Source organism: Flavobacterium sp. GSB-24 (assembly GCF_027924665.1).
Classification (GTDB): domain Bacteria; phylum Bacteroidota; class Bacteroidia; order Flavobacteriales; family Flavobacteriaceae; genus Flavobacterium.
On sequence record NZ_AP027043.1, the window covers coordinates 4659761 to 4674716 of the forward strand.

General features: G+C 34.4%; 10 protein-coding genes. 4 read left to right on the forward strand and 6 right to left on the reverse strand.

Features of this window, described 5'->3' with window-relative positions; translation table 11 throughout:
* The first annotated feature begins 225 nt into the window (after positions 1–225).
* Positions 226–1311 carry a DNA polymerase III subunit gamma/tau gene (dnaX, locus tag QMG60_RS19600; RefSeq protein ID WP_134140160.1) on the forward strand — a complete coding sequence of 362 codons (1086 nt, stop codon included), beginning with the start codon at positions 226–228 and terminating at the stop codon, positions 1309–1311.
* A 248-nt stretch (positions 1312–1559) separates the two neighbouring features.
* Positions 1560–2003, forward strand: coding sequence for a hypothetical protein (locus QMG60_RS19605; protein WP_057116445.1), 444 nt, complete (start codon positions 1560–1562; stop codon positions 2001–2003).
* A gap of 15 nt (positions 2004–2018) precedes the next feature.
* On the opposite strand, the gene QMG60_RS19610 is transcribed toward QMG60_RS19605, so the two are convergent.
* The 6 genes from QMG60_RS19610 to QMG60_RS19635 form a co-directional block, all read right to left on the reverse strand.
* Positions 2019–2597: an NAD(P)H-dependent oxidoreductase gene (locus tag QMG60_RS19610; protein ID WP_281866141.1), complete on the reverse strand. Its 579-nt coding sequence runs from the start codon at positions 2595–2597 to the stop codon at positions 2019–2021.
* 160 nt (positions 2598–2757) lie between these two features.
* Positions 2758–3318: a Crp/Fnr family transcriptional regulator gene (locus QMG60_RS19615; RefSeq protein WP_281866142.1), complete on the reverse strand. Its 561-nt coding sequence runs from the start codon at positions 3316–3318 to the stop codon at positions 2758–2760.
* 16 nt (positions 3319–3334) lie between these two features.
* Complete coding sequence (locus QMG60_RS19620) at positions 3335–3907, reverse strand: TMEM175 family protein (protein ID WP_057116448.1); 573 nt, start codon at positions 3905–3907, stop codon at positions 3335–3337.
* A gap of 138 nt (positions 3908–4045) precedes the next feature.
* Entirely contained in the window at positions 4046–4936 is an 891-nt protein-coding gene (locus tag QMG60_RS19625; RefSeq protein ID WP_057116449.1) for an exopolyphosphatase, read from the reverse strand.
* Between the two features lie 31 nt (positions 4937–4967).
* Positions 4968–7046, reverse strand: a complete 2079-nt coding sequence (gene ppk1 / locus QMG60_RS19630) for a polyphosphate kinase 1 (RefSeq protein ID WP_057116450.1) — start codon at positions 7044–7046, stop codon at positions 4968–4970.
* A gap of 5 nt (positions 7047–7051) precedes the next feature.
* Positions 7052–7537, reverse strand: a complete 486-nt coding sequence (locus QMG60_RS19635) for a histidine phosphatase family protein (RefSeq protein WP_134140156.1) — start codon at positions 7535–7537, stop codon at positions 7052–7054.
* A gap of 498 nt (positions 7538–8035) precedes the next feature.
* Between QMG60_RS19635 and QMG60_RS19640 the strand changes: the two genes are divergently transcribed.
* On the forward strand, positions 8036–8587 hold the full coding sequence (locus QMG60_RS19640) for a hypothetical protein (RefSeq protein WP_281866143.1): 552 nt from the start codon (positions 8036–8038) through the stop codon (positions 8585–8587).
* A 17-nt stretch (positions 8588–8604) separates the two neighbouring features.
* A complete protein-coding gene (locus QMG60_RS19645) occupies positions 8605–14898 on the forward strand; it encodes a gliding motility-associated C-terminal domain-containing protein (protein ID WP_281866144.1) in 6294 nt (2097 codons plus the stop codon).
* Positions 14899–14956: the final 58 nt, after the last annotated feature.

Sequence of the window (14956 nt, forward strand, 5' to 3'; positions counted from 1 at the left end):
AAAAAGAATTTTTCAATTTTAATTAAACACAATCTTTATTATTTTACAAGGTTTTTCTCCACAATGTTTTACTATATATAATAATCAAAAAATTACTTTTCCAATAAAAAATAACGTTAGGAACTCAAACTCAATCCACTCAAAAAACCTTTAAAAGTTTTATGATTTTCAGATTTGTGATTTGGTAATTTTCAGCCTATATTTGCTATCGAATAAAAACAGAATATGGAACAATTTGTAGTATCGGCTCGTAAATACCGCCCGCAGACCTTTAAGGATGTTGTGGGGCAAAAAGCCATTACCAACACTTTGTTGAATGCTATTGACAGCAATCACCTTGCTTCTGCACTTTTGTTTACGGGACCACGTGGAGTTGGAAAAACTACCTGTGCGCGTATCTTGGCCCGCAAAATAAACCAGCCTGGATATGACGATCCAAATGAAGATTTTGCTTTTAACGTTTTTGAGTTAGATGCTGCTTCAAACAACTCAGTTGATGACATTCGAAGCTTGATTGATCAGGTTCGAATCCCGCCGCAAACTGGACAATACAAAGTATATATCATTGACGAGGTTCATATGTTGTCTTCGGCTGCTTTTAATGCTTTTCTTAAAACTTTAGAAGAACCGCCAAAACATGCTATTTTCATTTTAGCAACAACAGAAAAACACAAAATTATCCCGACGATTTTATCTCGCTGTCAGATATTTGATTTTAAAAGAATTACAGTAAAAGATGCTAAAGAACATTTGGCTGAAGTTGCAAAAAGTCAAGGAATCAATTTTGAAGATGATGCACTGCACATTATTGCTCAAAAAGCAGATGGTGCAATGCGTGATGCTTTGTCTATTTTTGACCGTGTGGTTTCGTATTGCGGAACTAATTTAACACGTCAAGCCGTAACCGAAAACCTAAACGTTTTAGATTACGAAACTTACATTTCGATTACCGATTTGATTTTGGAAAATAAAATTCCAGATCTTTTATTAGCATACAACGATATTCTTGCAAAAGGTTTTGACGGACATCATTTTATTGCTGGATTGGCTTCTCATTTTAGAGATTTACTAGTCAGCAAAACGCCTTCTACCATTGCTTTATTAGAAGTGGGAGAACAAGCACAGCAAATGTATGGCGCTCAGTCTCAAAAATGTTCTCAGGAATTTTTATTGAAAGGAATTGATATTGCAAACGACTGCGATTTGAAATACAAATTGAGTCAGAATCAGCGACTTTTAGTAGAATTATGTTTGATGCAATTGGCCTCTATCAACTTTGATGGAGAAAAAAAAAAGTTGAGCAATTCATAATTCCGCCTACTTATTATAAAAATGGAAGCTTCTCTATAACGGAAGTTAAAACCCCAGATTTAAAATCCCAAAATCCAAATACGGAAGAAAAAATCAATATCGATGTCAATCAAAATGGCAGTGAAAACGATAATTCTAACGTTCCAAAAACTGGAAATAGTACTCCATCTGTAGAAGTTCCAAAAGTTCAAACTGCGGAAACTCCGAAAACAGAAACAAGCAATACGCCTAAGGTTTCTGCATTTTCATTGGCAAGTATCCGAAAAAAGAAAGAACTTGAGGCAAGCAGTAAATCTTACGTAAAACCTTCATCTGTTTTACCTACTGAAGAATTTACAGAAACTGAAATGTTATTGCATTGGAACAAATATGCAGAACGTTTAGGTCAAAAAGGATTCAAAATTATGGAATCTATCCTATTGATCAACGATCCTGTTTTGGATGGTACAAGAATTCTTTACGAACTGCCAAACGAAGGTTCAAAACTAGAGTTTGAAAGTCAGATTAATGGATTATTAGGGCATTTAAAAGGACATTTACACAATCATGATATTACTATTGAAGTAATTGTAAATGAAAAAGTAGAAGCTAAAAGAAGTTATAACAATCAGGACCGTTACAATCGTTTCTTAGAGATCAATCCAAACATCGAACTTTTGCGTTCAACATTTGGATTAGATTTGAAAGATTAATTTTTTTGTTTCTGCTTACAGATTTCTAATTCCGAAATTATAAACTTTATCAAGCCATTTTTTTCTCTGCTTTTCTTCAGAACCTTTGATAACTCCTATATAACTGACTCTTACAGGTTTTATACCGCAAAATTCTAGAGTAGATTTTTTTAACTGATTAACACTTGGTCTTCCGTAAACAAATCTATAATACCAGCTCGGCTGATCTAAAGTTGTAATTATGTGTGCAGTCTTTCCTTTTAGCAGTTTATCCCACCAAACTGAATTTTCTCTGTACTGAAAAGCCATTCCTGGAAGAAATAAACGATCGATAAAGCCTTTTGTTATAGCTGGAAGTCCTCCCCACCAAACGGGATGTATCCATACCAAATGATCTGCTCTTTTGATTTTATCCCAAGATTCCAACAAATCGGGTTCTAATTCGGTTCGTTTTTGGTAACCAAATTTTAAATTGGGATTAAAATCTAGAGATGCAATTGTAATAGTTTCTATTACAGCGCCAGAAGCTTCGGCTCCATTTTTATAGGATTCTGCAATGCCAAAATTAAAGCTGTCAGGATTTGGATGCCCGTTTATAATCAGTATTTTTTTCATATTGTTCTTTTTTCAAAAATACTATTCGACTTATTTCTTTTACTGGACAAATGTCCTGAATATTGAAATTGCTTGATTTAATTTTCTAGCAGATTTTTTATCTGAAGAAACGATTGAAAAAATCTGCGTAATCTGCAAAATCTGTGTAAAACAAAAAATACTATATCGCTGCTTTTCTGATTCGGCTTAGATGTCTTGGTGTTATTCCTAAATAGGAAGCTAAATATTGCAACGGAATTAACTCCAAATATTTTTTCTGATTTTTGTAAAGTTCTTCATAACGCTGTGCGCCTGATAATTTCTGAAAAGAAATCATTCTCTTTTGAAGGTTTACAAATTCTAGTTCTGTTAATTTCCTGCCCGTTTCCTGCCAGTTGAAACTTGATTTATATAATTCTTCCAGGCTTTTTCGATCTAAAACCTGTAATTCTGTATCTGCTAAGGCCTGAATGCTTTCTTCTGCTTTTTCTTCTGTTATAAAGCTGGCAAACGAAGCCATAAATTCATTTTCAAAGGCAAAGCAATTGGTGATTTCATCTCCTTTATGATTGATAAAAAAGGAACGAAGAATTCCTTTCTTTATAAATACAATTTCATTGCAAACCTGATTCTCTGTTAATAAAAGTTCGCCTTTTTTCAGTGTTCGAAATGTGATTAAATCATCTAAAAGATCTAATTCTTCCTGAGAAAAATCTTGAATGGACTGGAAAATTGACCTCATTTATTAAATATCAACTTTAAGAAAAAACTCTTTCAATTCTTTTATCAGGAATAAGCCATAGCATTGCTACTATAAAATAAGCAGCTCCTGAGATCCATTCGTTATAAAATGAAGCTATTATTCCTATTATATACAAAACTGCAGAAGCTTTTCCTTTTAAATCTTTTCCTAATGCTTTAGCCAAGAGCGAATCTTTTCCTTCTGTATCAACAATTATTTTTTGAAGAATTACAAAAGCTATTGCGCACAACAACAAAATGACTCCGTATAATGCCATTGCTGCTTTTGAGAAATTATGTTCTCCCATCCATCCTGTCGAAACTGGAATTAGGGATAACCAAAACAATAAATGCAGATTGCTCCACAAAATTTTTCCGTTTACTTTAGATAAACCGTGCAGTAAATAATGGTGATTGTTCCAGTAAATTCCAACGTAAATAAAACTCAATATATAACTTAAAAACTTAGGTATTAATGGTTTTAGATCTGCAAACTCGTTTCCTTCCGGCACTTTAATTTCTAAGATCATAATGGTTATTATAATTGCCAAAACACCATCACTAAAGGCTTCAAGTCTAGTTTTATTCATTTACTAAGATTTAAGTTTTCAACTTATAGGTTAAAAAAGTCTGTCACGAATTCCACAGATTTACACGGTTTTTTTATGCTTTGTAAAATATAACTTGTGTAAATCTGTGGAATTCGTGGCAAAAAAAGTTATTGTACTTTAAATTTTTCCGTAATACATCGCTTTTACGATTCCGTCAGAAAGTCCAATTTTTGGAACGTAAATCTGGCGTGCGCCGCTCCACTTCATCGCATTTAGGTAAATACGGGTAGCGTGAATAATAACGTCGGCACGGTCAGAATTCAGACCTAATTCGGCAATTCTTTGCTCGTAAGACAATGAATTTAAGAACGCATATTGTGAATTAATATAAATGTATGAAAGCGGTTTTTCTTGCTGCTTTCCAGACATTTTAAATAATTTATTAATATTCCCCCCAGAACCAATCAAGGTAACTTCCTCGTATCCAGCTGTATTCGTTTTGATCCATTTTTCGATTTCGTCCCAAACCACATCATGAACCATATTGTTCAGCAAACGAACGGTTCCAGCTTTAAAAGATCTTGAATTTATCATTTTTCCATCAGAGAATAATGTAAATTCAGTACTTCCACCTCCCACATCTACAAAAAGATAGGTTTCGTCTGTTTTTAATAAATGATGTAAATCTGTAGAAGCAATAATTGCAGCTTCTTTTTTACCGTCGATAATTTCAATTTTAATGTCGGCTTTTTTCTTAATCAAAGCCACCACTTCTTTTGCATTATAGGCTTCACGCATTGCAGAAGTTGCAAATGCCATATAACGCTCTACTTTATGTACTTTCATCAAAAGGTTAAATGCTTTCATAGCATCAACCATTCGGTCTATATTTTCTGGTGAAATTTCTCCAACTGTAAAGGCATCTTGCCCTAAACGAATTGGTACACGAACAAGGGAACTTTTGTTAAACTGTGGTTCTTTCCCATCTTGTTCCACAACGTTGGATATCAGAAGCCTCATGGCATTTGAACCGATATCTATCGCTGCAAACTTCCTTATATTAATCATGCTCACTATATGATTTGAAATTGTTTTATTATTAATTTACTTTTTGAGGAACCTCATCCAGCATTGCTATTTTATTCTGATAATACTTATAGGTCTCAAATTGTGCTCTAAATGGGGCATGATGATTTTTAGGTTTATATTTATTATCTAATTTATACGAATGATATCTTACTTTTACGTTTCCTTTCCAGGCAATGTTGAAATTATCTATCAGTTCTTTTTTAATTTCAAGGTCATAGATCGGACACGTTACTTCAACTCTTCCGTCAAGATTTCTGGTCATGAAATCGGCAGATGAAATGTAAACTTCTGTTAAACCTGCATTTCCAAAAATATAAACTCTTGAATGTTCCAAATAATTATCAACGATACTTATGGCTTCTATGTTTTCACTCATTCCCGGAATTCCAGGAATTAAAGAACAAATTCCTCTCACTTGAAGCTGAATTTTCACACCGGCATTACTGGCTTCGTATAATTTATCGATCATTTTAAAATCAGATAAACTATTCATTTTTAATTTAATATGTGTCTTTCTACCCGCTAAGGCATGAAGAATTTCACGATCAATTAGTTTTATAAATTTTGTTCTGGTATAATGCGGCGATACAATTAAATGTTTGTATCTATGAACTCTATAATTGATGTCAAAAAATTCAAATATTTTTGATGTGTCTTTTAAAATTCCCTGATGGCAGGTAAGAAGCGTAACATCGGTATAAATTTTTGCTGTCGATTCGTTGAAATTTCCAGTTGAAATAAATCCGTAACGTCGGTTTTTATCTTCTTCTGTCCTTTCAATAACACATATTTTACTGTGTACTTTAAGACCTTTCATTCCAAAAATCAGTTCGATACCTTCTGTCTGCATTTGTTCTGCATAGGAAATATTCGAAGCTTCATCAAAACGCGCCTGAAGCTCGATTTGAACCACTACTCTTTTTCCATTCTTAGCAGCATTAATCAGCGAACTGATAATCTGTGAATTTTTTGCTAAACGATATAAAGTAATTTTAATACTTGTAACTTTAGGATCTAAAGCTGCTTCGCGCAAAAACTTTGTCAAATAAGAAAAAGACTGATATGGTGCATGTACCAAATAATCTTTTTTACTGATTTTTTCTAAAATACTTCCTTCTAAACTTAAACCCGGAACCGGAAGCGGCTCATTTGGCTTATACAATAAATCGTAACGTCCTAAATTTGGAAAGCTCATATAATCACGTCGGTTGTGATATCTTCCTCCTGGAATAATACTATCTGTTTCGACGATTTTCATTTTATCTAGGAAGAAACGCAGCGTATCTTCTTCGATTAAACTATCATAAATAAAACGAACTGGTTCTCCTATTCGGCGGTCTTTTACAGATGTAGCAATTTTTTCGAGCATACTTTTACTCAAATCACTATCAATGTCCAATTGCGCATCACGAGTAATTTTGATCATGTGCGCCGAAACAGTCTTATAATCAAATATATTGAAGATGTTTTTCAGTTTAAAACGAATAACATCATCGATTAGAATTACATATTGTTTTTCATCTTCTGAAGGAAGAACGACAAATCTGTTTATGTTTTTCGGAATTTCGATTAAAGCATATCGAACCTCATCATTTTTCAATTCCAAACGTACTGCCAAATAGCCTAAAGTATCTTTTAATACTGGAAAAACAGCCAAATCATTCAGAATAATTGTTACTAATTCTGGACTTAATTTTTGGGTGAAAAAATCTTTTAAAAAGCATTCCTGCTTTGGCGTGATCTGATCTTCGTTGATAATAAAAATGTTTTCAGATTCAAGCTCTGCTTCGATATTTCCTAAAATACGTAAACTTTCAGACTGCTGCTGAATTACGATTTCTGTAATATCTTTAATTAATTGATGGGCAGAAATACCTCCCAAATATTTTTCGCCAGAAATTCCAGAGAGACTTAATCTACGAATGGCTGCATACCGAACTCTAAAGAATTCATCTAAATTGTTTGAAAAAATTCCAACAAAACGCAGTCTGTCTAAAAGTGGAACCGTGTTGTCTGCTGCTTCTTGAAGCACTCTTGCATTAAACGCTAACCAGCTTTTTTCTCTATCGATATATTTCTGTTCGTACACTGTAATTATTTTAAATCTTTGGGGAAAATAGTTTTATGTGTTTTGCCTTTATCGATTGTGTTCCAGCTGTCGGCATCAAATTGCAATGAGACAAAGCCAGATGTTGGAACATTTTCTATAAAAACATCCCCAAATTTATTAACAAAATTTGTAATAGCCTCGTTATGTCCGAAAAGAATAACGCTTTCAAAACTATTATCACACGATTTGATAACTTTTTCGAGTTGTTTGTCATCAAAAGTATAAAGGTCATCCTTATAAACGATGCTTTCTATAGGGTAAGAAATGTTTTGTGCAAAGATTAAAGCTGTTTCTGAAGCTCTTGCTGCAGTACTGCTCCAAATTATATAGGTTTTAGGAAGGTAATCTGAGATATTTAATGACACATCATGCGCGTCTAAGATTCCTCTTTTCATTAACGGACGATCGAAATCTTTTAATGGTGCTTCCCAACTTGATTTAGCATGACGTATTAAAATAAGATTTTTCATAAACAATAAATTTAAAAACCTGACTTGCAGACTTATATTTTTAATTAAGTTCTAATTTACAAAAGATATTTTAAACCTTTTCTTTTTTTTATTTGTGTTAACATTATATCCAAATTTTAACAAGAATGAATAGTTTATTAATCGTTAACTTTTAAGTATAACATAAAACGCAGATTTTTCTTTTTTATGTACTTCATCTATAAAATGAGTATTTAGTCGATATTCTTTAAATTTTCAAAATTTTAACTAAATATTTGATTTTTAACAACTTACAATATTTAAAAACGCTCTGTTTTCAACAAAAAAGCAAAAAAAATGTATTAAAAAAATGGCTTTTTTGTGTTAAAAAAAATGCTTTTTGACGCTGTTTTATATACAAAAAATACATTTCAACGAGTTTTTAGGTTAGTTACAGACAAAAAAAATCAAAAATAAATAGACCCTATAACTTTGATTCTGTTAAAATTTTATAAATACTTCAAAACAAAGTCTTAAGTTATGAGAACTAAATCTACTCTTGAAAAAGCAGTAAAATTTGTTTACAATTGTAAGTTTATTTTTTCGTTCAAAAAGAACATCTTTCAAAAAAACATTTTTTTCGTGCTGTTTTTTTTAACAACAACTTTTTCATTTGCTCAAAGTGAAAATGTGGATTCGTACTTAACCAACTTAGAAAATTCGGGACAGGATTCTAAGCTTAGTGATCTCAAACATCTTCTTTACGATTTACAATCAGCTGTTTATGTTTCTTCTGGAGATATAAATGTTTACGGCGACCAGCCTACTGCTTTGTTCACAGATATTAGTTCGGTTAATAGTCTTAATTCTTCTATTGCTACAAAAAGTGACATCGAAATTGTATCGATTAAAATTGAAAAAACGACAGATTTAAACCAATCCATCGATCTGAATTCTTTCTCCGCTTTCGAAAAATTAAAATACATTTTCATCATTTCAGGAATTGGGACTAATCCTTCTGTTATCAATAATTTGATAAAAAATGATACTTCAAAATATGTTCTTCTGTATAAAATTTCTATAGGCGGATAATTTAAAAAACTACTATTATGAAAAAAATCTACTCTCAATATTTTGCGGTTTTTTATTTCTTGTTGATGCTTATCATTGGTACTACTGAAGCAAATGCGCAGGTTATAAAACCGTTTAAAGAAAGAACATCTTCTTATTCTCCTACCAAAACGATTTATAAAATTAAAGGAGATTTTACGATGATTGGAAACACTAATCTAACTATGCAGAATTACGACGCTGGTGAAACCAACGGACCTTTCCCGATGGTATATGTAGATAAGGATAATAACAATCAAACTGTTAACTCTTCTGCGGCAACTTTGGATTTGCTAAATGACAGCGGAGTAAAATTAACGAACTGCTATAATATTGTTTATGCTGGATTGTACTGGACTGGGAGAGTTTCTGATGCGGCTTACAGCCCAAACTCTTTTAATGTGACTAAAAATGGCGTGACTAAAACTTTAGATAAAAGAAAAATTCTGTTTAAAGGGCCTAATGATAGTACTTATGATGAATTTACGGCGACAGATATTTATTTTCCGACAAATGCAGATAACAATATGTTTACTGCTTACGCGGAGGTTACGGATTATGTAAGAACAAACGGAATTGGTGAATATTTTGCGGCCAACATCGCGGCAACTGAAGGTGCTGACGGAGGCGCGATAGGAAAATATGCGGGATGGGGTTTGGTCGTGGTTTATGAAAATTCTAACATGAAAAACAGAGATATTACTGTTTTTGACGGACACGCTTTTGTGCAAAATAATATAACCGCAGAACATAGTTTTACTGTTTCGGGCTTTAACTCTGTAACATCTGGGCCAGTCGATGTTAAACTTGGAGTTATGGCCGGCGAAGGTGATGTGAACTATGAGGGTGATTACTTTCAGATTCAAAAATTGAATACCAACAATTATTTAAGCTTAAGCCGAACTGGAAATTCTGCCAATAACTTTTTTAATTCTTCTATTAGCACTGGTGGAAACAACAGAAATCCGAATTTGGTTAATAATTCGGGACTTGATATCAGCATGTTTAAACTTCCAAACAGTAACAAAGATATTATTGGAAACAATCAGACGTCTACGACTTTTAAATATGGATCTACCGTTGACACCTATACGATTTTCTCGATCGTAATGGCAATTGATGCATACGTACCAGAAATTGAAGGTGTTCTTACAGCTACAACTATTAACGGAAGTTCTGCTGGTGCTGGTCCTTACACTGTTTTGCCAGGTCAAGAACTTGGCTATAAAATACAAATAAAAAATAGAGGTTCTGAAGCGATTCAAAACAGCAAGATTGTTATTCCAATTCCGTACAATGCCACATTTGTTAGCGGAAGTTTAGCTAAAACAGTGAATTTCACTCCAGCTCCTTCGCCAAATTTGCTTACTTACGAACCTACAATTGGCGCCAACGGATCTATTGTCTGGAACATTGGCACATTACCTTTACCATCTGATCCAAATACTGTTTTGGCTGAGCTGACATTCCAATTAAAATCTACAGAAAACTGTGCTTTGCTTAAAAACTCAAACTGCAGTAATGTAATTCAAGTAAACGGCTCGTTAAGCGGACAAGGTGTAAATTCGACTGTAACAGTAACCGACAAACCTTTAATTTTAGGTTATACAACCTCTGGAAGCTGTACAGGAACTACTATATCTGCACCGCTTCAAACCACTATAGATTCTTCAAATTATACAAATGTGAATTGTCAGGCTACTTCACCAACTATTTCTTTTACTTTTTGTAATAATGCATCCTCAATTCCAATTACAGATGTAACGGGTTCGTTTCCTTCTGGTTCCACATTTTACAATGCATACCCAGTAGTAGCGGGAACAACAACCCAATATACGATTAACAACCCTTTCCCTGCGACAGTGGGAACATCAACTTATTATGCAATTCCTCCCGGAGCTGCTGCCGGATGTTACTTTCAATTTACGATTAAAGTTGAAAGCATTACAACAATGCCAACTGTTACAGATCCCGTAAACTATTGTATTGGCGATAATGCGCTTCCTTTAACTGCGGTACCAAGCAAACCCGAGTATACATTATACTATTACCAAACTGCCACTTCAACAGGCCAGCAGACATTAACACCTTCTACTGCTGTTGCAGGACAATTTACCTATTATGTTGCAGAAGGAAAAACCAATGCCTGCATTGGTCCTAAAAAAGCAATTGTAGTCAATATAAATTCAAAACCAACAATAACTATAACCAATCCACTTCCTATTTGTGCACCAGCAGCAACAGTAGATTTAACCGCTGCAAATATCACTGCTGGCAGCACATCAGGTTTGACTTATACGTATTGGACTGATGCTGCTGCGACTCTTCCGTATGCCAATTTTAGTACTGCCGTTCCTGGAACTTATTATATCAAAGGAACAAATACTTCTAATTGTTACGATATAAAACCAGTCGTAATTACCAAAAGCACCGTTATAGTTACAGAATTAACTGCTTCGCATGTAGATGTAAAATGTTTTAATGAAGCTACTGGCTCAATTACTGTAAATAATGCTTCTGGAGGAGTTGCTCCATACACTTATTCATGGAAAAAGAACGGTTCTGCGTATGCTGGAGCTTCTCAAACTTTAAATAATTTGGGATTTGGAGTTTATGAGGTTGCAGCAACTGATGCCAATGGCTGCCAAGGAACAATAACAATTAGTATTTTACAACCCAATGCTCCTTTAGCCCTTGCAGTTTCTTCAAAAACAGATGTTTTATGTTTTGGAGAAAGTACTGGATCTGTAACTGCCGGCATAGTAACAAATGCTGTGGGAACAGTAACGTATTCCTGGAAAAACAGTGCAAATGTTGAAGTAGGAACAACTGCTTCTGTATCTAATCTTACAGCGGGAACTTATACTTTAACGGTAACCGATTCTTGTTCTTCTCAATCTAATTCGGTTACAATCGATCAGCCAATCGCTGCTTTAACTTTGGGAATTTCTTCTAAAACAGATGTTTTATGTTTTGGTGAAAGTACTGGATCTGTAACTGCAGGAACAATTACAAATGCTGTGGGAACAATAACGTATTCCTGGAAAAACAGTGCAAATGTTGAAGTAGGAAGTACAGCTTCTGTTTCAAATCTGCCTGCGGGAACTTATACTTTAACGGTAACAGATTCTTGTTCTTCTCAATCTAATACTGTAACAATTTCGCAGCCACAAAATGCATTAAATGCAGTAAAAACACAAACTGATGTTACTTGTGGAGGCGGTAATAACGGTTCTGCTACCGTAACGGTTTCTGGCGGAACTTCTGGGTATACTTATACTTGGAATACAAATCCTGTGCAGACAACTGCTTCGGCAATTGGTCTTACTGCTGGAAACTATAGCGTTGTTATCACAGATGAAAATGGATGCCAGCTTTCTGAATCATTTACAATTATTGATGGAGATTCTGTTATACCAATTATAAATCCGCTACCACAGACTACTACAATTTATTGTCCAGCAGCGCCTGTTTTTGAACAAGCAACTGCTTCTGATACTAATGGAACTATTTCTTCATTAACCTACGTTGATACTATTACGCCAGGAAATTGTGCTGGATCGTATACAACTACAAGAACTTGGACCGCAAAAGATGCTTGTGGAAACATTTCGCTTCCTGTTAGCCAAACCATAATGGTACAAGATAATACGGCGCCAACTTGGACAATTCAAGCGGGAACTTTAGATCAAACTATTGAGTGCAGTGACGCATCAGCTTTAACAGCTGCGCAGGCTTTATTTCCAACAGCGTATGATACTTGTGATGCTGATGTAACCAATATTGTAAAAGTTAGCGGTTCATTTACAGCTTCTGCAAATTGTGCAAATGCTGGAACTTACACCAATACTTGGACTGTGAAAGATGACTGCGGAAATACTTCTGATACTTTCACGCAGGTGATTACTATTCAAGATACAACTGCACCAATATTTACAGGTACTCTTCCTTTGGATATCGAAGCATCTTGTGACGCAGTTCCTGAACCAGCTGAAATGCATGCTTCAGATAATTGCAATGGAGATTTGCCAATTGTATTCTCCGAAACAAAATCGGATATTCAAAATGGATGTGCTTCTAACTACACTTTAACCCGCACATGGAAAACGAGTGATTGTAGTGGAAACACAGCATCATATACTCAAATTCTTACTGTAAGAGATAAAACGGCTCCGACTGGAACAGCTCCTGCGAATGTAAATAATTTAGGCAGTATAGATTTGATTCCTGTCGGAAGTCCATCAGACATAAAAGATGCTACTGATAATTGCAGTCCTACAGTAAATATAACTGTAGCAGATACCAGTACTGAGTGCGACGGAAATGTTTCTATCGTAACGAGAACTTACACCTTAATAGATTGCGCTGGAAACATCACTAAATTGGTTCAGACCTTTAGTGTAAATTGTAAAGTTATAAAAGTCATTGTAGCGAATGATGATACTGCTGGACCAGTTGCCGGTGTAAATCATAGTACCACAAATGTTTTGAATGTGTTTTCAAACGATACTCTTGAAGGTATCCCAGTAACGCCAACCGATGTAATACTGACAACCGTAACACCAAATAATTATTTACAATTAAATCCTAATGGTTCTGTAGATGTATTACCAAATGCGCCGGCAGGAACATTAACATTAGTATATCAAATTTGTGAAGCAGGCCAAACAGATAACTGTGATACTGCAACTGTTACAATTACAATTGAAGCACCAAAAATGACGGTTACTGCAACACCTATTTGTATCAACGACGTTCCTTACATTGATTATGTGGTTACTCCTATAAACTTCACTCCTGTGAACGGATTAACAATTACTTGGGCAGACAGTAGCAATACTATTATTACAACAATGACCGATTTACCCTTAAATGGTCGTGTATTATGGCCTGGAGCTGTTGTCGACGGAACTGGAAAAGGAATTGACTGGCCGGGATGGATTTTTGAAAATAATAAATGGATTCAAGGTCCTGATGGATTTGAAAAATTACGTCCTGCAGCTAATCTGATAATATCTTTAAATCCAACCGAAACTATTACTGTTAATTATCCACCAGCAGATCCCTATTGTACTGCCAGACCAACATTTGCAATTAATGCTAATGACGATAATCCAACACCTATTACAGGACCTGGAGCAGTTACCAATATTGTAAATGTTCTTACCAACGATACATTAAACAATAGTCCTGCAAATATTAATGATCTAATATTAACCACCGTAACACCAGATCCTAAAGGAGTTTTAACATTAAATCCAAACGGATCGGTAGACGTTGCTGCCAATGTACCTGCCGGTACTTACATATTGACTTATCAGATTTGTGAGAAAGCCGATTTCGGAAACTGTGATACAGCTATTGTAACTGTCATAATTCTAGATACTCCTGCTCCGCCTACTCCAGTTGTGGCTAATGATGATAGTTACAACAATATCGGATGTAATACTTTTGGACTTGTCGGCAATGTTTTAAGTAATGATTTCAAAGGGCTAAATCCTGCAACGCTGCAACTAGTAAACTTTACACTTATTAACGAAAATAATACTAAAACAGATCCAAACATTACAATTGACGCTTCTGGAAATGTAACCGTTTCTAGTTTGACACCAGCGGGAACTTACACTTATAGTTATAGAATTTGTGACAAATTGAGTGCTGAGAATTGTGATACTGCAATTGTCACTATTACGGTAGCTCCAAACGGAATTACAGAAATTAAAAGTACAGCTTGTACTGACGATTCAACCCTGATTAACTTAACAACTTTACTCCCAGAAGGCAGTCCGACTACTGGTTCTTGGATTGATAGAAATAATACGAATAGCCTTCAGGGAAGTGTATTTAATCCGTTTGGTATATCGCTTGGTAATTATTCATTTGAGTATATAATAGCAGATGAAAAATGTCCAAGAAGCATTGTCCTAGATATGGAAGTAAACGATGATTGTAAAGTACTAGCCTGTGGCAATGTTTTACCTCATAATGCCTTTTCTCCAAATGGCGACGGAACGAACGATATTTTCAAAATTGACAATATTGAAGATTTAACTTGTTATCCAGAAAATACAGTTGAAATATATAACCGCTGGGGAATTCTAGTTTTTGAAACCAAAAATTATAACAATACAACAAATGCATTTGACGGTAACTCAAGAGGAAGAACAACTGTAAAGCAATCTGACGGACTCCCAACTGGTACTTATTTTTATATTATTAATTATAAGTCTGTCGATGGAAATAATGCTATTCAAGATAACAAACTAGACGGGTATTTATATCTATCGAAATAATTCCATTTTGAATAAAAACAACTAACTGATTTTTAAATCATTAGTAACATTAAATAAT